The following is an 18,332-nucleotide window of genomic DNA, read 5'->3' as shown; positions in this document are numbered from 1 at the left end:
GTGGCGGGGTGGGACGCGTGCGTATCGTGCCCCGGAGCGCGGCCGGCGAGGACGTGTGCGGCGGCCCGTCCCCCGGACGGGGGAGGCGTTCGGGTCAGTGCGTACGGCGTCCGGGGTGTCCGCCGACGGCCGGGAGCAGTTCCCGGGCCCAGTCGCGCAGCCAGGCGCGGGCCGGGTCGGCGTCGTGGCGCGGATGCCAGGCGATGCCGAACGGCAGGGGCGGCACGTCGAGCGGGATCTCGAAGGCTTCCAGCCCCAGCTCGGCGGCCGTGGTGGCCGGCTACCGGGACGGTGCGGGTACCCGCCGGCGCCCCCGGGCACGAGCGCCGGACCGCGGGCGCCGGGATGCAGCGTCCGGCGTCGGGGGCGCATGCTGACTGTGTGACGGCGAGAGCGGACAGCGGCCCCGCCACCGACGCCACGGCCCGCGTGCTCGCACGGGCCTCCGTCGATGCGGTGCGGGCCGTCGGCGGGTTTGCGGGCGGTGTCTACCTGCGCTCCGGGGCCGAGGGACCGCTGCTGCTCGCCGTACTCACGGGCCTGCCCGGAAAGCTGTTCCGCCCGTGGTGGCGGATGCACGTGAACCGCCCGTACCCCGTCGCCGAGGCCTACCGCTCCGGCCAGTCGGTGCACCTGCCCGACGCGGACACGGCCATGCAGCGCTTTCCGCAGATGATGGCCGGGCTGCCGTTCCCCTTCGGCTCGCTGTACGAGCCCGTCATGGCCGGGGCCGAGCGGTTCGGGGTGCTGTTCGTCCTGCGCCCCGCGACCCCCGGCTCCTCGGTCGACGCCGCCGACCGCGAGCGGCTGCGCTCCGCCGCGGACGGGCTGGCCGACGGCCTGGCCGCGCTCACCGCGACCGGGAACCCGGTGCTCTGGAAGGGCGATCCGGTGTGCGTACCGCCCCCGGACACGGCGCAGGGCGCGCGCGAGGCGGTGGAGCGGCTCACCCTCGCCGTGCTCTCCGTGGACCGCGAGGGCAGGATCCGCTACGTCAACCACGCCGCCGCACGTCTGCTGGGCCAGGGTGCGCCGGAGCTGCGCGGGCGGGTGGTGTGGGAGGCGGTGCCCTGGCTCGGGCAGCCCGCGTACGAGGACCACTTCCGCGGGGTGTTCATGTCCGGGGAGCCGGTGCGCTTCCCGGCCCGGCGCGGCCGGCAGCCGGACGGGGACTGGGTGTCGGTGGACCTGTACCCGGCCCCCGACGGGGTGACCGTGACGATCGGCGCGGCCGCTCCGCCCGTCTACGCGCCCGGATCGGTGGTCCGGACGGGCGCGGGGCCGGGTTCGCCGGCCGACCGCGCCTCGGCGTTGTACCGGCCGGTGGCCCTCGCGATCGCACTGACGGAGGCGGTCACCGCCCGCCAGGTGTCTGCAGTGGTCACCCAGGAGCTGCTGCCCGCCTTCGGCGGCCGCCAGCTGGCGATCTACCTGCTCAACGAGCGGCATCTGCACCTGGCGTGGGAGACGGGCTTCCCGCAGGGCTTCCTCGACCGGTTCGACGGCGTGGGCCTCGATGTCCGGCTGCCGGGCGTGGAGACCCTGACCACGGGCCGGCCGATGTTCTTCGAGTCGATGGAGCACCTGGCCGCCGCGTACCCGGGTATCCCGCTGGACGCCCACATAGGGGCCCGCGCGTTCCTGCCGCTGATCGCCTCGGGGCGGCCGGTGGGCTCGTGCATCCTCGGCTTCGACGCGCCGCGCGGGTTCAGCCCGGAGGAGCGTACGGTGCTGACCGCGCTGGCCGGGCTGATCGCGCAGGCCCTGGAGCGGGCGCAGCGCTACGACTCCGAAGCGGCGCTGGCGCGCGGACTGCAGGCGGCGCTGCTGCCGCACCGGCTGCCGGTGCGCGAGAACGTGGAGACGGTGGGCCGGTACCTGCCCGGCACGCAGGGCATGGACGTGGGCGGCGACTGGTACGACGTGATCGAGACGGGCGAGGGCGTCCTCGCCCTGGTGATCGGGGACGTCCAGGGGCACGGGGTGGCGGCGGCCGCGACGATGGGCCAACTGCGCAGCGCCGTACGCGCCTTCACGCTCGCCGGCAGTCCTCCGGAACAGGTGATGGCGGGCACCAACCGGCTGCTGATCGACCTGGACCCCGGCCAGTTCGCCAGCTGCTGCTACGTCCTGCTCGATCCGGCGTCGGGCCGGGCGCGGGCCGTCCGGGCCGGGCATCCGCAGCCGCTGCTGCGCCACGCGGACGGGCGTGCGGAGGTGCTGGACCTGCCGGGCGGGGTGGTGCTCGGGATCGACGTGGACGCCGCCTACCCGGTGACGGAGCTGCGGCTGGCGCGGGGCGCGGTGCTCGCCCTGTACACGGACGGGCTGGTCGAGGAGGCGGGGAAGGACATCGACCTCGGCGTGGAGCGGCTGCGGGCGGCGCTGGCCGCGGCCCGGCCGTCGCCGCTGACGGAGACGGCCGACCGGCTGGTGGGCGAGGCCAGGGACTCCACGGACCGGCCGGACGACATCGCCCTGCTGCTGGCCCTGCGTACGGACGGCGGACCTGCGGCGCGCGCCTGACCCGGAATCCTCGCCGAGGTGCCCACTCCTCGGGCAGGTGGTGTCGCTGCGGGCACATGTCGGCAAAGCGGAAGAAAAGTTGCCCGCACCCCGCTGCGGTTCCCGCACCCGGGCTCTGTGCAGCGTTTACGCGGTCTTAACGCTGCCGTACGACTGCCGCAGCGCAGCGCAACGATGGAATCCGCAGGGGAACGACTATTGACCTGCGGATCCCGCAGGGATTCGATGTCGGCCCGGGAGCCGCTGAACCACTCTGCTCACCACCGCCTCGGAGGCGATACCGCTCCCGCACCTCAGCTCACCGCACCTGCCGATCGGAACCCCGCACCGATGTCTGAAACGATCAGCGCCCCTCAGGCCCTCGCGCCCGCCACCGGGCCCGTCCCCCAGAAGCTCAAGCGTTCCATCGGCGTCGTCGGCGGCACACTGCTGACGCTCTCGTGCGTGACGCCCGCTTCGACCCTGTTCGTCGTCGTGCCCGACCTGTTCGCCAGCCTCGGCACATGGACCGCCCTCACGATCGCCATCGGCTCGCTGCTCTGCATCGGCGTCGCGTTCTGCTACTCGGAACTCGGCACCCTGATCCCCAGCGCCGGCGGCGAGTACGCGATGGTGTCGACCCTTGCGGGACGGCTCGCCGGGTGGCTGGTGTTCGTGCTCTCCCTGCTGGTCGTGATGATCGTGCCGCCCGTGATCGCCATGGGTACGGCCGACTACCTCGCGCCGATCGTGCACATACCGGCCCCGGTCGCGGGCGGCGGCGTGATGCTGCTCGCCACCCTCGCCGGCCTTCTCGACCTGCGGGCCAACGCCTGGATCACCGGCATCTTCCTGGTGCTGGAGGTCGTGGCCGCCGCGCTGGTCGCCGTCCTGGGCTTCGCGCACAGCGAGCGGGGCACCGGTGCGCTGGTGCACGGCACGGTCGCGGCCGAGGGCGGCGGCACCTCCACGGTGACCGCGATGATGGTCGTCTCCGGGCTCGCCATCGCCCTGTTCATCACCCAGGGCTTCTCGACCGCCGTCTACCTCTCCGAGGAGCTCGAGAACCCGCGGCGCAACGTCGCCCGTACGGTGCTCGCCACCCTCGCCATCTCCACGGCCGTCATCCTGATCCCGGTCATCGCCATCACCGTGGGCGCGCCCGACCTCTCCGCGCTGGCCGAGGGCGACCTCGGCGGCATGGTGACCGCCTGGTCCAACTCGGCCGTCGGCACGTTCGTCAGCCTCTGCGTCGCCCTCGCCATCATCAACGCGGGCATCGTCATGGTGATCCAGAACTCCCGCGTGCTGTTCGCCTCCGCCCGCGACAAGGCCTGGCCCGCGCCGGTCAACCACGCGCTGTCCAAGCTCGGCCGCTTCGGCTCCCCGTGGGTGGCCACCCTCGTCGTCGGCGTCCCGGGTGCGGCGCTGTGCTTCGTCAACCTCGACACCCTGTACGGGGTCACCGGCGTCTCGGTGACCGGCATGTACCTGCTGGTCGCGGTGGCCGCGCTGTTCGCCCGGCGCGGGGCGCACCGCGAGGTGGCCGCCTGGCGGATGCCGCTGTGGCCGGCGGTGCCGATCGCGCTGATCGCCGTACTCGCGTACATCCTGACCCAGCAGGAGACCCAGTACCTGCTGTGGACCGGCGGGATCACCGCCGTGGCCACGCTGTACTGGGCGCTGTACCTGCGGCCGCGGCAGGACAGCCGCTGGCTGGTCAGCATCCCGGAGGACGGCGAGTCCGCCGCCGTCTGATCCGCTCCCGCGCGCGATGGGCGGGCCGTACGGGGGTCGGTTCCCGTCGGCCCGTCCATCGTGATGACGACCTTGCCGGAGGGTGCCTCCTCGAACTGCGTACGGCTGCCCGTGGAGGGCGCTCGCCCGCACCGACTCCTCGATGGTGTCGGGGCCCGGCAATGGCGGTCCGGCTGCCCGAGCCCCTCGGCCTGACGCTGCGGGAGCGCAACTCGATGCCGCTGAGCGCCGGTTACGCGCCCTCGTACGCGGATTCACCGGCGGGGTCCGCGGCGATCGGACGGCCATCGAGGCCCTGCTCCAGGCCCCGGCAGCGTGAGCCCCGGCGTCTGTGGGTGCGCACGGCACGGATACGATTCCCGGGTTCCGTAGCCCCCCATCGTATCGGTGTCGCAGACACCCTGACTTACAGAGGTGTCATGTCCGACAGGCTCGTCCTCACTGGGACACGTGTCCCGGAGTCTGCCGAGGCGCCGCAGACAGACTCCGGCCTAAGCGGCCGGCGGGCCTGGTCGAGGAGCGGTGAGGCCGGTGCCGCGCGGCCGCCGCGGCTGGCCGTGCTGGACGGTCTGCGGCTGGTCGCGGCGCTGTCGGTCGTGCTGTTCCACTACCTGGCCGGGTCGGGGACGATCCCGTGGCAGCGGACCGCCGTCGAGCTGTTTCCCACTCTGCACAAGGTCGCCGAGTTCGGCTGGCTGGGCGTGGTCTTCTTCTTCATGATCAGCGGCTTCGTCATCTGCATGTCCGCCTGGGGCAAATCGCTCCAGAAATTCTGGCAGGGCCGGATCCTGCGGCTGTTCCCCCTCTACTGGGTGGCGGTCCTGCTCTCCTCCGCGGCCGCGCGCCTGGGCCCGCACGTTCCGGGCGAACCACGGGTCACCATCGGCCAGATGCTCACCAACCTCACGATGCTGCACGAGCCCCTCGGCGTGAACAGCGTCGACAACGTCTACTGGACGCTCTGGATCGAGCTGCGCTTCTACCTGATCTTCTCGCTCGTCGTCCTGCTGGGCACCGGCTACCGCCGCGTCGCGACCTTCTGCTGGATCTGGGCACTTGGCTCGGTCCTGGCACCCGCGTCGGGCATCCCGCTGCTCGACCAGTTGCTGGTGCCCCGGTGGGCGCCGTTCTTCATCGCCGGGATCGCCTTCTACCTGGTGCGCAGGGCCGGCCGGATCGAGGGCGAGACCCTGGGCATTCTGGCGCTGTCCTGGCTGCTGATGCAGCACCGCCTCCCGGCGATCATGGAAGCCGAGGGGCACGGCATCAACTGGAAGGTCTGCCTGGCTGCCGTCACCGTCATGTACCTGCTGATGGGCCTGATCGCGCTCGGGAAGCTGGACTGGATCCAGTGGCGCTGGCTGCCGGTCGCCGGCGCCATCTCGTACCCCCTCTACCTCGTCCACCAATCACTGGGCGTACGGGTCATTTGGCGCTGGAACGAGCAGTGGGGCCCCTGGCCTACCCTGCTCGGCGTGATCGCCGGCGTCACTCTGATCGCCTGGCTGCTCCAGCGACTGCTGGAGCGCCCTCTGACCCGGCTCCTGCGCCGCCTGACGAACCCGGCCGCCCCGGCGTCCGCGTAGGTCCGCGGCCGGCCCGGGCCGGTCAGGTCGTGGGCGGGGCGTGCGTACGGCCCAGGGTGAGGGCCGTGTTCACCAGGCCGACGTGGCTGAACGCCTGCGGGAAGTTGCCGAGTTGGCAGCCGGAGACCGGGTCGTACTCCTCCGCGAGCAGTCCCACGTCGTTGCGTACGGCCAGCAGCCGCTCGAACAGCTCCCGTGCCTCCTTGTCCCGGCCGGTCATGTGCAGCGCGTCGGCCAGCCAGAACGAGCAGGCCAGGAAGGCCCCTTCGTCGCCGGGCAGCCCGTCCACCGACGGGCCCTCGGTGCTGTAGCGACGGACCAGGCCGCTGCTGCCGAGCTCCGCCCGGACCGCGTCGACCGTGCCGATCACGCGCGGGTCGTCGGGCGGCAGGAACCCGACCCGGGGGATGAGCAGCGTGGCCGCGTCGAGCTCGCGGGAACCGTAGTACTGCGTGAAGGTGCCCCGTACGGGGTCGAAGCCGTTGTCGATCACGTCCCGGTGCACCTGGTCCCGCATGGTCCGCCACCGCTGGACGTCGCCGAGCAGCGACGGGTCGCTCTCCATGGTGCGCACGGCCCGGTCCGCGGCGACCCACGCCATCACCTTGGAGTGCACGAAGTGCCGGCGCGGCCCCCGGACCTCCCACAGGCCCTCGTCCGGCCGGTGCCAGTTGCGCTCCAGGAAGTCGAGGAGCGCGAGCTGGATCCGCCAGGCGTGCCGCTCCGCGGGCAGTCCGTTCGACCGGGCCAGGTAGAGGGAGTCGAGGACCTCCCCGTACACGTCGAGCTGGAGCTGGTCCACGGCCGCGTTGCCGACGCGGACCGGGGAGGAGGCGGCGTAGCCGCCCAGCCACGGCAGGTCGAATTCGGGGATCCGGCGCTCGCCGCCGATCCCGTACATGATCTGGAGGTCTGCGGGGTCGCCGGCGATCGCGCGCAGCAGCCATTCGCGCCAGGCGCGGGCCTCGTCCAGGAAGCCGGTCTCCACGAGGGAGCCGAGGGTCAGGGTGGCGTCGCGCAGCCAGCAGTAGCGGTAGTCCCAGTTGCGGACGCCGCCGAGCTCCTCGGGGAGGGAGGTCGTGGCGGCGGCCGCGATTCCGCCGGTCGGGGCGTACGTGAGGGCCTTGAGGGTGATCAGGGAGCGGGTCACGGCTTCCCGGTAGGGGCCCTCGTAGGTGCACTGCTCGCTCCACTCGCGCCAGTCGTCGAGGCACTGCTCCAGGGCCCCGTACGGGTCGCAGGGCTCGGGGCGCGGCTCGTGCGAGGCGTGCCAGGTGAGGACGAAGGCGACCCGCTCGCCGGCGGCGACGGTGAACTCGGACCGGGTGCTGTTGGCCTCGCCCCAGGTGTGCACGGGCGGCTCGCTGCGGAACCAGACGGAGTCGGGACCGGCGGTGGCGACCCGGTCGCCGTCGGCGCGCCGGACCCAGGGGACGACGTGCCCGTAGTCGAAGCGCAGGCGCAGCACGCTGAGCAGGGCGACCTCGCCGGAGAGACCCTCGACGATCCGGATCACGTCGGGCGCGATGTCGCGCTGCGGCATGAAGTCGATGACCTTGCACGAGCCGCCGTCCGGGGTGTCCCAGTAGGACTCCAGGACCAGCGAGCCGTCGACGTAGGCGCGGCGGGTGCACGGCCCGGCGGCGGCATCGGCCGGGGCGATGCGCCAGTGGCCGTTCTCCTTGTCGCCGAGGAGCGCCGCGAAGCAGGCGGGCGAGTCGAAGCGCGGCAGGCACAGCCAGTCGATGGACCCGTCGCGGCCGACGAGCCCGCTGGTCATGAGGTCGCCGATGAGTGCGTAGTCTTCGATGGGTTGTGTCATTTGTGCGCTGTTCCCCTGAATGCCCGGGTCCAATCAGCCTAGGACCCGGGACACCTTCGCGCGCGCGACCGGTCGCGACTAGTTGCGTACGAGGAGCAGCGCGCTCGCGATGACCACGCCGAGGGCGACGGCGAGGGCGCCGTGGGCCAGGCGGTGGCTGCGCAGGACGGGCAGGAAGCGGTCGGCGGCGTACCGGCCGGGGCCGGTGAGGGCGAGGGCGGCGGCGCCCGCGGTCAGGAGGAGCTCGTACTCGATGCCCTTCGGGGCGAAGAACGACCCGGCGCCGTGGACCGCGATCGCGTTGATCATGGTGCCGACGACCGCGGCCCCGGCGAGCGGGGTGAGCAGCCCGAGGACGAAGCCGAGGCCGCCGAGGGTCTCGGTCAGGCCGGCGAGCACGGCCATCGCGTCGCCCGACGGGTAGCCGCTGGCGGTGAAGAACTGGCCGGTGCCGCTGATGCCCCCGCCGCCGAACCAGCCGAAGAGCTTCTGGGTGCCGTGGCCGGCCATGGTGAGTCCGAGGACGACGCGCAGGAGGAGCAGGCCGGCGTCGTGGGCGGGGGTGGAGAGGGCGAGCGGGACGGCCGGGACGGCAGCGGCCTGCGGCTTCGTCGCGGTGACGGAGGGGCTGGTCATGGGGGGGAATCCTTCCGGTCGGGCGGTCCGGGGCGGGGACGGAGTTGTTCAAATTCGAACCGCCAGCCCCGACCCTAACCACTGATTCAAATTGGAACAACCTGTACCCTGGGCGCATGGCTGAAACGAGATGGCTGGACGAGCGCGAGATGCGCGCCTGGAGCGGCTTCCTGGCCGCATCCGCCCTGGTGAACCGCCGTCTCGACCAGCAGCTCAAGGACGATTCCGGGCTCTCGCACCCGCAGTACGAGATCCTCGTGCGCCTCGCCGCGGCTCCGGACCGCGAGCTGCGGATGACGGAACTGGCCAATGGCCTGATCAATTCGAAGAGCGGGCTGACCTACCAGGTCACCCAGCTGGAGAAGGCGGGCCTGGTCCGCCGCCGCAGCTGCCCCTCCGACGTGCGCGGGGTCTTCGCCGTCCTCACGGACGCCGGCAGCGCCCGCTTGGAGGCGGCCGCGCCCGGTCACGTGGCCACCGTCCGGGAGGCGCTGATCGACGTCCTCACCCCCGAGCAGCTCGAGGTCCTCGCGGAGGGGCTGGGCGAGGTCAGCCGCCGGCTGCGCGAGCCCGGCGGACCGCACGGTGGACAACCCGGCGGATAGGCGGATATCGGTATCCGACGGGGTATAGGGATGACATGGACGGAACGGTCTGGCTGACGGTCGCCGGGGTCGTCGCCCTCGGGCTGGCGATCGCGGCCGGCGTGCTGCTCGTACGGGTCTTCGCGGCGCGGCGCCTGCTGCTCGACGCGGGGATCCCGCTGCGCGACAAGGCGCTCTTCTGGGTCGCGGTGATCTACACCGTCTCGCCCGTGGACCTGGTCCCGGACCCGGTGTACCTCGACGACATCGGCATCCTGCTGCTGGCGCTGCGCTCGCTGCACGCGGCGGCGGGGGCGGTGCGGCCGGGCGCGGTGGAGGCCTCGAAGCGCACTGCGGCGACGGAGCCGGACCCCGCGTAGCAGCCCGGTCCCCAACACCCCCTGCAACGGGGACTGTCAGTGGGCTCCGGCACCATGGTCGGCATGCCTCGCGAAGATCTTGAAGCCCTGTTCTCCTCCCCCGCCGCCCTGTTGGCGGCCGGAGCCGCCCGGGTACGGGAGCTGCTCGGCCCCGGGGCCGGAGGCGGGGTCGGCCGTGAGGTATTCACCCAGGCCGAGGCCGTGTTCGGGTATGCCGAGGTGTCGCGGGCGGAGTTCGGCTCCTGGCTGCATTTCGCCGCGAAGGCGCTGGGGCACGATGCGTACGCGGAGCAGGTCGCCGCGGCCGAGCCCGGCATGCCGTGGCGGACCGTATGGGCCTGGTGGCGGCCCGTCGGGGCCTTCCGGGCCGAGCCGAACCTCAGCGGGGACGCCTCGGCCTCCGTCTTCGACGGGCCGGACTGCCGGAGCCTGCTGAAGGTCTGGTCGCTGTGGACCGAGGAGCGCTGGTTCGACCTGGCCACCGGCGAGCCGCGCCCGGCCCCCGCCGCCGGGGAGTTCACCCGGCGGTCGGAGCAGCCCGGGGAGGAGCCGTCCCTCTTCGCCCCGGACGAGGAGGCCTGGGCCCTGCACTGCCCCGGCACGTGGAAGGACTCCGTACCCCTCGGCGGGGGCCGGTTCCTGCTCACCGAGGCCCGGGGGATCGTGGTGGTGGAGCGCAACGAGGCGGTGGTGGCGGCCGGTTGGCCCACCGGCGGCGCCGACACCTCCTCGTGGGAGGAGGGTGCGGGCCATCCGTGGTTCGCAGGCCCGGAGCCGGGCGGGACTCCGCTGGACGCGGCCCGCGTGGAGGCGGTGTTCGGCGCGGACTGCACGGTCCGCGTACCGCAGGCGCGGCTGCCCGCGGAGCTGACCCACCTCCCGACCCGGGAGCTGATCAGCACGGTGGGCCTGCCGCGCCACTGGGCGGCGGGCGTGACCTCGTTCGAGCTCGCCTGGACCGAGGAGGGACCTGAGGAGGAACCCGGGGAGCCGGAGTCCGAAGTCGACTTCGGAGGGCTCATACACCTGGGGACGTTCGAGCTGGGCTACGCCGACGACGGCTACGTGCTCCTCCACCCGGAGACGGGCGCGGTGTCGCTGGTCCGCGAGGACGAGGGACCGTTTCCCTTCGCCCGGGACACGGAGACGTTCGTACGGCTCCTGGAGGCGGTGCGCCGGTTCATGGGGGCGTGCTGGGACCCGTATCCGGAGGAGAACGGATACGGCTCCTTCCTCTGCGAGGTGGGGAAGCTGGAGCCGGACGTCCTGGAGTCCGACGACCCCGAAGAGCCCGGCGCCGCGGTCTGGGAGCACATCTTCGCGGCCATCACGGAGCTGAGCGTCTACGGCTACTGACCGGGGCGCAGCCGGCGACCCGGACCCGGACCCGGCTCAGCGGACCCCTCGGGGGCGGTACTGGATGCTGATGCGCGGGCCGACGGCGCGGCGGGATTTGGGGATCGCGTGCTCCATGGTCCGCTGGCAGGAACCGCCCATCACGACGAGGTCGCCGTGCCCCAGGGGCAGGCGCAGCAGGGTGGGGCCGCCGTCGCGGGGGCGCAGGACGAGATCGCGGGGGTCGCCGACCGAGAGGATCGCGACCATCGTGTCCTCGGTGGCGGAGCGGCCGATGCGGTCCCCGTGCCAGGCGACGCTGTCCCGGCCGTCGCGGTAGAGGCACAGCCCGGCGGTGGCGAAGGGTTCACCGAGCTCGGCGGCATAGTGCCGGGTCAGCGTGGTGCGGGCCTCGGTGAGCGCCGGGTGCGGCAGGCACTCCCCCTCGTCGTAGAAGGCGAGCAGGCGGGGTACGTCGACCTCGCGCTCGTACATCTGGCGGCGCTCGGCCCGCCACGGCACGTCCTCGGCCAGCCGCTCGAACAGCGTGTCGGCGCCGGAGAGCCAGCCGGGCAGGTGGTCGACCCAGGCGCCGGAGCCGAGCGGGGTACGGCGCAGGTCCGAGAGCGGGCCGAGGCGGATCTCGTCGCCCTGGTCGAAGAGGGAGCCCTGGAGGCCGGGGATCGTACGCACGGGTCCATCCTATCGCGCCAATCGAACATTCGATCGATTCAAGGCCGCCGAACCCGACTCCGTCCACCGGCGCAACGTGTGGCGGCTGCCGCTGGACACGCGCGAACTCGCCGGATGAGAGTTCCGGCCGGTCGGGTCGGCCGCTACCCCAGCCAGGGCGCGAGCCCCCACTGCAGCGTGTGCCGAGCCCCCGGTTCGAGACGTACGCGCGCGGTGTCGCGGCGGAAGGCATCGGGGCCGCAGCTCATGGGCTCCACGGCGACGCTCCGGCGCCGGTGCGGCTCGGGCAGGGTGTCCCCGGTGAACACCTGCACGAAGTCCGCGCCCTCACCGAGCCACAGATCGGTACCGTACGCACCGGACGGCTCGGCAAGGCGCACGACGGCACGCCCGTCCGTCTCCCGCCGCAGATCCGTGAAGGCCGTGTCCAGCCGCTGCGGGCCGATGGGCCGCAGCGCGCCGAAGTCGTTGGGCGTCCCCGAGACCGGCTCGGACGCGACGGGCAGGCCGCGGTCGTCGGTGCGGAGCCAGGTCCGGGCGGGAACGCTCAGCAGCATGGCGTCGACCGTGCCGGGTCCCACCGCAAGATACGGGTGCTGACCGACTCCGTACGGTGCGGGGGTGTCGCCGACGTTCCTCGCGGTGACCGTGACCGTCATGCCATGGCGGTCGAGTGCGTACTCCGCCCGCGCCACCAGGTGGAACGGGTAGCCGGGTTGCGGCCAGAGCGTGGTCGCCAGCACCACGCGGCCGTCCGCCTGCTCCACCGCCTGCCACGACGTCCAGCGCAGCAGACCGTGGATGGCATTGGCGTGTTCGATCTCGTTGACGGGCAGCTGCAGATCCCGCCCCTGCCACCGGTACCGGCCGTCTCCGATCCGGTTGGGCCACGGCAGGAGGAGCTGTCCGCGTCCGCCCTCTATCCGGTCGTCGGCGTCGAAACCGTCGACGACCATGCGCTCGGCGACGGAGTAGTGGCGCAGGGCACCGCCCAACTCCACGACGACGACGGTCTGCGGACCACAGGTCAGCCGGAACTGGGCACCCGTCCGAAGCATGTTCGCCATCCTCGCCGGTGGCGGTCAGGGTTCGGGATCCCGCACACCGGGTGGTTCCATTCCATCACCGTGGGGATCGCATCGCACCCCGGCCGGGCGTCCCTCGCCGCGGGCACGCACGCGTCAGCCTCTCTCCCCTGCCTCCATTGAGCCGTTCGGTCCGGGAGAGCACTCCATTCGGTTCGGGAGAGCACCCCAATGGGTCAGCGGCAGTCGTGCCAGCGGGCCGTGGCAAGGCCGCGGTGCTCTCGTGGTGGCGCGGATTTCGTGTCCCCGTCGGCACCCAGGGAGCGTTTCAGTGGCAGCCAGCAGCAGTGACCGTAGTCGAACGCTCGTTGTTCCCCAGGTCCTCAAGGGGCAGAAGGCCCTGGTGACAGGGGCGAACTCCGGCATCGGCAAAGCCACCGCGATCGGCCTCGGACGAGCGGGTGCCGACGTGGTCGTGAACTACGTCGCCGGGCAGGACGCCGCGGAAGAGGTGGTGCGGGAGATCGAGGGCTTCGGAGTCCGCGCCTATGCGCACGAGGGCGACGTGTCGCAGGAGGACCAGGTCGTCGACATGGTGGCCCGGATGGTCCAGGAGTTCGGGACCATCGACATCATGGTCGCGAACGCCGGTCTGCAGCGGGACGCCGCGGTCACCGACATGACCATGGCCCAGTGGAGCAAGGTACTGGACGTCAACCTCACCGGTCAGTTCCTGTGCGCCCGTGAGGCGACCAAGGAATTCCTGCGCCGCGGCGTCGTGCCGGAGGTGTCCCGCTCCGCGGGGAAGATCATTTGCATGAGCTCGGTGCACCAGATCATCCCCTGGGCCGGGCACGTGAACTACGCCTCCTCCAAGGGCGGCGTACAGATGCTCATGACCACGCTCGCCCAGGAGCTCGCCCCCCACCGGATCCGGGTGAACGCCGTCGCTCCGGGTGCGATCCGCACGCCCATCAACCGCAGCGCCTGGGACACTCCCGAGGCCGAGGCGGACCTGCTGCGGCTCATCCCGTACCGCCGCGTCGGGGACCCCGAGGACATCGCGAACGCCGTGACCGTCCTGGCCTCCGACCTGCTCGACTACGTCGTGGGGACGACGATCTACGTGGACGGGGGCATGACCCTGTTTCCCGGGTTCGCCACCGGTGGCTGAGGCCCTCAGTCCTTCAGCCGTCCGGCACGAACTGCTAAGGCTCACATGAACAGCGCGATCGCGATCATGGCGGACACCCCTCCGCAGCTGCTCCCCGCCCGGGAACTCATGGCCTTCACCCTGGCCTCCCACATCCTGCTCGTGCCCTTCGGTGTGGCCCTGCCCGCCATCACCCTCCTGATGCACTACCGCGGGCTGCGCAAGGGCGACGCGGTCGCCCTGCTGCTCGCGCGGCGCTGGTCGGCGGTCATGGCCGTGCAGTTCGCCATCGGCATCGTCACCGGGACCGTGCTCTCCTTCGAGTTCGGCCTGCTCTGGCCGGGCCTGATGGGCAGGTGGGGCGATGTCTTCGGCCTCGGATTCGGGGTCGAGGCGTGGGCCTTCTTCCTCGAGGCGATCCTCATCGCCATCTACCTCTACGGCTGGCGGAGGCTGAAGCCGTGGAAGCACTTCTGGCTGGGTCTGCCCCTGCCGCTGACGGCGCTGCTGGGGGCGTTCGGCATCATCGCCGCGAACTCCTGGATGAACACGCCGCGCGGCTTCTCGCTCGACGCGGACGGCAGCCCCATCGACGTCAACGTCCGCAAGGCGATCTTCACGCCGATGTTCGGCCCCGAGTACTGGCACTTCGTGGCAGGCGTCGTCCTCACGGCGGGCTATGTCGTGGCCGGGGTGTACGCGGTCGGCTGGCTGCGCGGCCGGCGTGACCACTACCACCGGCTCGGCTTCACCGTGCCGTTCACCGTCGCCGCGATCCTCACCCCCGTGCAGTTCGTGCTCGGGGACTCCATCGCCCGGTCCGTCTTCCACAAGCAGCCGATCAAGTTCGCCGCCACCGAGCTCGTGTGGAAGACCGGCGACGACGTGCCGGAGTACCTGTTCGGGCGCATGCATCCCGACGGATCGATCTCCGGCGGGATCAAGATCCCGCTCCTGGACTCGATCCTCGCCGGCTTCAGGCCGGACACCGTGGTGACGGGCTTGTCCTCGGTGCCCGCGAGCGACCGTCCGACGGCGACCCAGGCCACCATCGCCCACTGGGCGTTCGACATCATGGTGACGATCGGAAGCCTGCTCGTCCTGCTCGCGCTCTGGTACGGCTGGTGCTGGCTGCGCCGCCGCGACCTGCCGCGCTCACCGTGGTTCTTCCGGTGCGCCGCCGTGGCCGGGGCGGCCTGCCTGGTGACGGTCGAATGCGGCTGGATCACCACCGAGGTGGGTCGCCAGCCCTGGATCGTCTACGAGAACATGCGCGTGTCCGAAGCCGTCACGGACACCCGGGCCTCGTCGCTGTGGGCGATGCTCGGAATCGTCATCGTGGTCTACATCCTGATCTTCGGCACCTTCCTGGCCGTCCTGCTCAAGATGCGCACCCGCTGGCGGGCCGCCGATGAACGACAGGGCGATGCCGAGGCCGCCGGCACTCCGGAAGGCGACACCCCCTACGGGCCCCGCCGGGCGACCGCCGCGGCCGCACCGGATCACGGCTCCCCGCGCGGCGACGGAGGACGGCGATGATCCAGGACGTCGTGGCCGGGGTGCTGCTGGCCGCGGTGGCGGCCTACGCCTGTGCCGGCGGGACCGACTACGGAGCCGGGTTCTGGGACCTGTGCGCGGGAGGCAGCGAACGGGGCAAGCGGCCCCGGTGGCTGATCGACCACGCCATGGAGCCCGTCTGGGAGACGAACAACGTCTGGCTCATCTTCGTCCTGGTGATCATGTGGACGGGCTTTCCGGTCCTGTTCCAGACGATCTTCACGGCCATGTGGCTCCCGCTGGCGCTCGCGGCCGTCGGGCTCGTCCTGCGCGGTGCGGGCTTCGCCCTCCGCAAGCCCATGACACGCCTCGCGCGGCGCAGGATCTACGGTGCCGCCTTCGCCGTGTCCTCCCTCCTTGTGCCCTTCTTCCTCGGAGCGGTGGTCGGCGGCCTGGCCACGGGCCGGGTCGCTCCGGGGACGAAGGCCTCCGCCGACGCGTGGTCCAACGGGACCTCCGTACTCGCCGGGCTGCTCACCGTCGCCGCGACCGCCTTCCTGGGCGCGGTGTTCCTCACCGCCGACGCCCGCCGCTTCGACGCGCCCGACCTCGTCCACTACTTCCGGCTGCGCGCCTGGTGCAGCCTCGGGGTCATCGCCGTCCTGGCCGTCGTCGGCCTCGCCGTCACCCACCACGACGCGCGCTACGTCTACGACGGCCTCACCAGCGGCATCGGCCTCGCCCTCGTCCTGGTGGCCGTCGTGAGCGCCATCGCCACCGCCGGGCTGCTGTACCGCACGGCCACGGGCTGGGCGAGGATCACGGCCGTCGGCAGCGTCGCCCTCGTCGTGGTCGCCTGGGGGCTGGCCCAGCGGCCGTACCTCATCCCCACCTCGCTGACCGTGGACCAGGCGGCCGGAGCGTCGACGACACTGCGCTGGCTGCTCCTGGTCACGGTCATCGCGATGGTGCTCGTCGGACCGCCGCTGGTCCTGCTCTACCGACTGGACACCAGCGGCGCCCTGCAGCCTCTCGCCGAGAACGACCTGCGGCGGAGCGCCACGAACAGGGATCCGGGCACGGACCGGTGATCGTGGTGGTGCTGGGCGTGGCGGGCGCCGGGAAGAGCACCGTCGGCAGGGCCTTGGCCGAGGAACTCGGAGGGGCGTTCCTCGACGGTGACGACCTCCATCCCGCCGCGAACATCGCCAAGATGGCCGCCGGCCGCCCCCTGGACGACGCGGACCGTGCCCCGTGGCTGCGTACGCTCTCGGACCGGATACGGCAGTCCTCCCGGTCGGGCCGGCGGCTGGTCGTCGCCTGCTCGGCCCTCAAGCGCGCGTACCGCGACGAACTCCGCGGGGCCGCCCCGGGCCTCTGGTGCCTGTACCTGGCGCTGGACCGCGACACCGCCAGGGCCCGGGTCTCCCGGCGCACGGGCCACTTCATGCCGCTGCGCCTGGTCGACTCCCAGTTCGAGATCCTGGAACCGCTGGAATCCGACGAGCCGGGCGCGACCGTCGACGCCACCGCCGGCACCGAGGTCACCATGGCTCGGGCGCGTCGCGCCGTCGCGGGCTTCGGCAGGGGGCCGGCGCGCTGAGGAATCAACCGCCCAGGAGTACGGCGATGTCCCCGGATCGCGGCACCGGAGCGCCGCTGCGGGTGACGGGCAGCAGCGTGCCGTCCGCCCGCACCAGGAACAGCAGGTGGTGTCCGGCCGGGACCGGCCCGTCGAGGCGACGCGTGACGAGGCGCGCGCCCCGGTCGTAGCGGCGGGACAGCTCGGCTCCGGTGAGCGCGGGATCGAAGAGCACCTGGCCGCCGGTGTACGGGGCGACGACGCCCTGGGTGTCGGTCGCCGGCCCCAGGCGGTACACCGGTCCCTCCACGCTGCCCTGGAGGTTCATGGAAGCCAGGGCGTTGAAGTCGCCCTCGTCGGTCAGGAGCAGGACGCCGGTGAGGCCCTCCAGCTCGGCGCCCGAGCCGGTGGCCGCGGCGAACAGCTCCCCGGGGGCGAGTTCGAGCCCGGCGGCCCTGATCCGGTCCCGCTGTGCATCGTGTCCCGCCCACATGACGACTTCCAGCCCGGCCGACCGCAGGGCCAGTCCCAGATCGACCACCCAGGGATCGCCGCCCACGAGCAGCGGCCGGGAGCGGGACGGGCGCACGACGCCCAGCCGCTTCGCGACCGGCACGGCGGTGAGCCCGTAGAGCGTGACGGTCACCACGATCACCACGAACGTGGCGGGAAGGATCTTCGAGGCGCCGCCCACGCCCTGGGCGGCCAGCGTGGCGGAGAACGTCGAGGCGGTCGCCGCGGCGACGATGCCGCGCGGGGCCATCCATCCCAGGAAGCCCCGCTCCCCGCGCGTCAGATCCGTACCGAGCGACGCGAGGGCCGCCACGAGCGGCCGGGTCACCAGGACGAGCACCGCGACGAGAGCGAGCGTCGGCAGCACCACGTGGCGCAGTGAAGGGGGACTGACGGTGGCCGAGATGGAGATGAACAGGAGGCCGATGACCAGATGCACCAGGGTCTCGAAGAAGGGATTGCGGGCGCCCGTGTCGGAGCCGGGCAGGTTCGCCACCGCCAGCCCCATCAGAACGGCCGCGATCAGGCCCGTGTCGTCCCGGATCACATTGCAGGCAGCCGCCACACCGGTCACCGCCGCCAGCTGGACCGTGGTGCCCAGCACCGCCCCCGGCCGCAGCCTGCGCACCAGCATGAGCACCGAGGTCCCCACGATGCCGCCGGCCAGGCCCACCGCGGCACTGGTGGTGAACTCCAGCACCTCGCTGCCGAAGCCGCTGCTGTTCCCGGCCACCACGGCGTGGAAGACGAGGGCCCCCAGGATGGCTCCCAGCGGATCGATGAGCGTGCCCTCCCAGATGAGGATGTGCTGCAGCCGTTCCGTGGGACGTACGAAGTTCAGGAGCGGTCCGACGACCGTGGGGCCGGAGACGATCAGGATGGCCCCGAGCATCACGGCCGCACCGCCCGACATCCCCAGCAGAACGCGGGCGAGCAGCGCCACCGACCCTGCGGTGAGCAGCACGCCGAGCCAGATCAGCCGCACCGCGACGCGGCGGGTGTGCGCCCTGAACCGCTTCAGGTCCAGGCCGAGCCCGGCGTCGTAGAGGATCACGGCGACGGCCAGCGAGACCAGCGGGGAGAAGGCGGCTCCGAGCAGGTTCTCGGGGTTCACGTCACCGGTCAGCGCGCCGGCGGTGAATCCGGCCGGCAGCAGGACGATCAGCGCGGGGATGCGCAGCCGGCTTGCCAGCAGCTGGGAGCCCACGGCCAGGACGACGATCAGTCCGAGGCCCGTGAACACCTGGTCCTGCGACAGGGCGG

At 72.3% G+C, this 18,332-nt stretch carries 16 protein-coding genes; 10 read left to right on the top strand and 6 right to left on the bottom strand.

Translation table 11 applies throughout. From position 1 onward, the window contains the following. Nucleotides 1-94: 94 nt before the first annotated feature. Entirely contained in the window at nucleotides 95-226 is a 132-nt protein-coding gene (locus tag AB5J51_RS33940) for a hypothetical protein (protein WP_369779373.1), read from the bottom strand. 155 nt (nucleotides 227-381) lie between these two features. On the opposite strand from AB5J51_RS33940, the gene AB5J51_RS33935 reads away from it, so the two are divergent. The 3 genes from AB5J51_RS33935 (at nucleotide 382) to AB5J51_RS33925 (ending at nucleotide 5,849) form a co-directional block, all read left to right on the top strand. Continuing rightward, entirely contained in the window at nucleotides 382-2,526 is a 2,145-nt protein-coding gene (locus tag AB5J51_RS33935) for a SpoIIE family protein phosphatase (protein ID WP_240805107.1), read from the top strand. A 330-nt stretch (nucleotides 2,527-2,856) separates the two neighbouring features. Then, entirely contained in the window at nucleotides 2,857-4,263 is a 1,407-nt protein-coding gene (locus AB5J51_RS33930) for an APC family permease (RefSeq protein WP_053788582.1), read from the top strand. A 419-nt stretch (nucleotides 4,264-4,682) separates the two neighbouring features. Next, nucleotides 4,683-5,849: an acyltransferase family protein gene (locus tag AB5J51_RS33925; protein WP_369779372.1), complete on the top strand. Its 1,167-nt coding sequence runs from the start codon at nucleotides 4,683-4,685 to the stop codon at nucleotides 5,847-5,849. 22 nt (nucleotides 5,850-5,871) lie between these two features. On the opposite strand, the gene AB5J51_RS33920 is transcribed toward AB5J51_RS33925, so the two are convergent. Together AB5J51_RS33920 and AB5J51_RS33915 are read right to left on the bottom strand one after the other, a co-directional pair. Then, nucleotides 5,872-7,671 carry a glycoside hydrolase family 15 protein gene (locus AB5J51_RS33920; protein WP_053788570.1) on the bottom strand — a complete coding sequence of 600 codons (1,800 nt, stop codon included), beginning with the start codon at nucleotides 7,669-7,671 and terminating at the stop codon, nucleotides 5,872-5,874. 78 nt (nucleotides 7,672-7,749) lie between these two features. Then, nucleotides 7,750-8,307 (bottom strand): DoxX family protein, encoded by a 558-nt coding sequence (locus AB5J51_RS33915; protein ID WP_369779371.1) that lies wholly within the window; start codon nucleotides 8,305-8,307, stop codon nucleotides 7,750-7,752. 116 nt (nucleotides 8,308-8,423) lie between these two features. Here AB5J51_RS33915 and AB5J51_RS33910 point away from each other — a divergent pair, with 116 nt between their 5' ends. From AB5J51_RS33910 to AB5J51_RS33900, 3 genes are all read left to right on the top strand, one after another. Then, the gene (locus AB5J51_RS33910; RefSeq protein WP_053788569.1) at nucleotides 8,424-8,912 is read left to right on the top strand and encodes a MarR family winged helix-turn-helix transcriptional regulator; all 489 of its coding nucleotides are present in this window, start codon (nucleotides 8,424-8,426) and stop codon (nucleotides 8,910-8,912) included. 35 nt (nucleotides 8,913-8,947) lie between these two features. After that, on the top strand, nucleotides 8,948-9,271 hold the full coding sequence (locus tag AB5J51_RS33905; RefSeq protein WP_136222177.1) for a YkvA family protein: 324 nt from the start codon (nucleotides 8,948-8,950) through the stop codon (nucleotides 9,269-9,271). A 63-nt stretch (nucleotides 9,272-9,334) separates the two neighbouring features. Continuing rightward, nucleotides 9,335-10,627, top strand: a complete 1,293-nt coding sequence (locus AB5J51_RS33900; protein WP_369779370.1) for an SUKH-4 family immunity protein — start codon at nucleotides 9,335-9,337, stop codon at nucleotides 10,625-10,627. A 36-nt stretch (nucleotides 10,628-10,663) separates the two neighbouring features. On the opposite strand, the gene AB5J51_RS33895 is transcribed toward AB5J51_RS33900, so the two are convergent. Together AB5J51_RS33895 and AB5J51_RS33890 are read right to left on the bottom strand one after the other, a co-directional pair. Continuing rightward, nucleotides 10,664-11,299, bottom strand: coding sequence for an alpha-ketoglutarate-dependent dioxygenase AlkB (locus AB5J51_RS33895; RefSeq protein WP_243879108.1), 636 nt, complete (start codon nucleotides 11,297-11,299; stop codon nucleotides 10,664-10,666). A gap of 143 nt (nucleotides 11,300-11,442) precedes the next feature. Continuing rightward, the gene (locus AB5J51_RS33890; RefSeq protein WP_369779369.1) at nucleotides 11,443-12,357 is read right to left on the bottom strand and encodes an aldose 1-epimerase family protein; all 915 of its coding nucleotides are present in this window, start codon (nucleotides 12,355-12,357) and stop codon (nucleotides 11,443-11,445) included. 298 nt (nucleotides 12,358-12,655) lie between these two features. On the opposite strand from AB5J51_RS33890, the gene AB5J51_RS33885 reads away from it, so the two are divergent. The 4 genes from AB5J51_RS33885 to AB5J51_RS33870 are packed head-to-tail and all read left to right on the top strand — an operon-like array spanning nucleotide 12,656 to nucleotide 16,577. Then, nucleotides 12,656-13,498, top strand: coding sequence for an SDR family oxidoreductase (locus AB5J51_RS33885; protein ID WP_053788566.1), 843 nt, complete (start codon nucleotides 12,656-12,658; stop codon nucleotides 13,496-13,498). A 45-nt stretch (nucleotides 13,499-13,543) separates the two neighbouring features. After that, nucleotides 13,544-15,016, top strand: a complete 1,473-nt coding sequence (locus tag AB5J51_RS33880; protein WP_136222183.1) for a cytochrome ubiquinol oxidase subunit I — start codon at nucleotides 13,544-13,546, stop codon at nucleotides 15,014-15,016. Then, nucleotides 15,013-16,065 carry a cytochrome d ubiquinol oxidase subunit II gene (locus AB5J51_RS33875; protein WP_369779368.1) on the top strand — a complete coding sequence of 351 codons (1,053 nt, stop codon included), beginning with the start codon at nucleotides 15,013-15,015 and terminating at the stop codon, nucleotides 16,063-16,065. Before AB5J51_RS33880 ends, AB5J51_RS33875 begins: the two co-directional genes overlap by 4 nt. After that, entirely contained in the window at nucleotides 16,062-16,577 is a 516-nt protein-coding gene (locus AB5J51_RS33870; RefSeq protein WP_240805110.1) for a gluconokinase, read from the top strand. The genes AB5J51_RS33875 and AB5J51_RS33870 overlap by 4 nt, the downstream gene beginning before the upstream one ends. A gap of 4 nt (nucleotides 16,578-16,581) precedes the next feature. Here AB5J51_RS33870 and AB5J51_RS33865 read toward each other — a convergent pair whose 3' ends face one another. Then, on the bottom strand, nucleotides 16,582-18,327 hold the full coding sequence (locus AB5J51_RS33865) for a sodium:proton antiporter (RefSeq protein WP_136222654.1): 1,746 nt from the start codon (nucleotides 18,325-18,327) through the stop codon (nucleotides 16,582-16,584). Nucleotides 18,328-18,332 lie beyond the last annotated feature (5 nt).

The organism is Streptomyces sp. R33, assembly GCF_041200175.1.
GTDB classification, from domain to species: Bacteria; Actinomycetota; Actinomycetes; order Streptomycetales; family Streptomycetaceae; genus Streptomyces; species Streptomyces katrae_B.
This window is presented reverse-complemented; position numbering and strand designations above follow the sequence as displayed.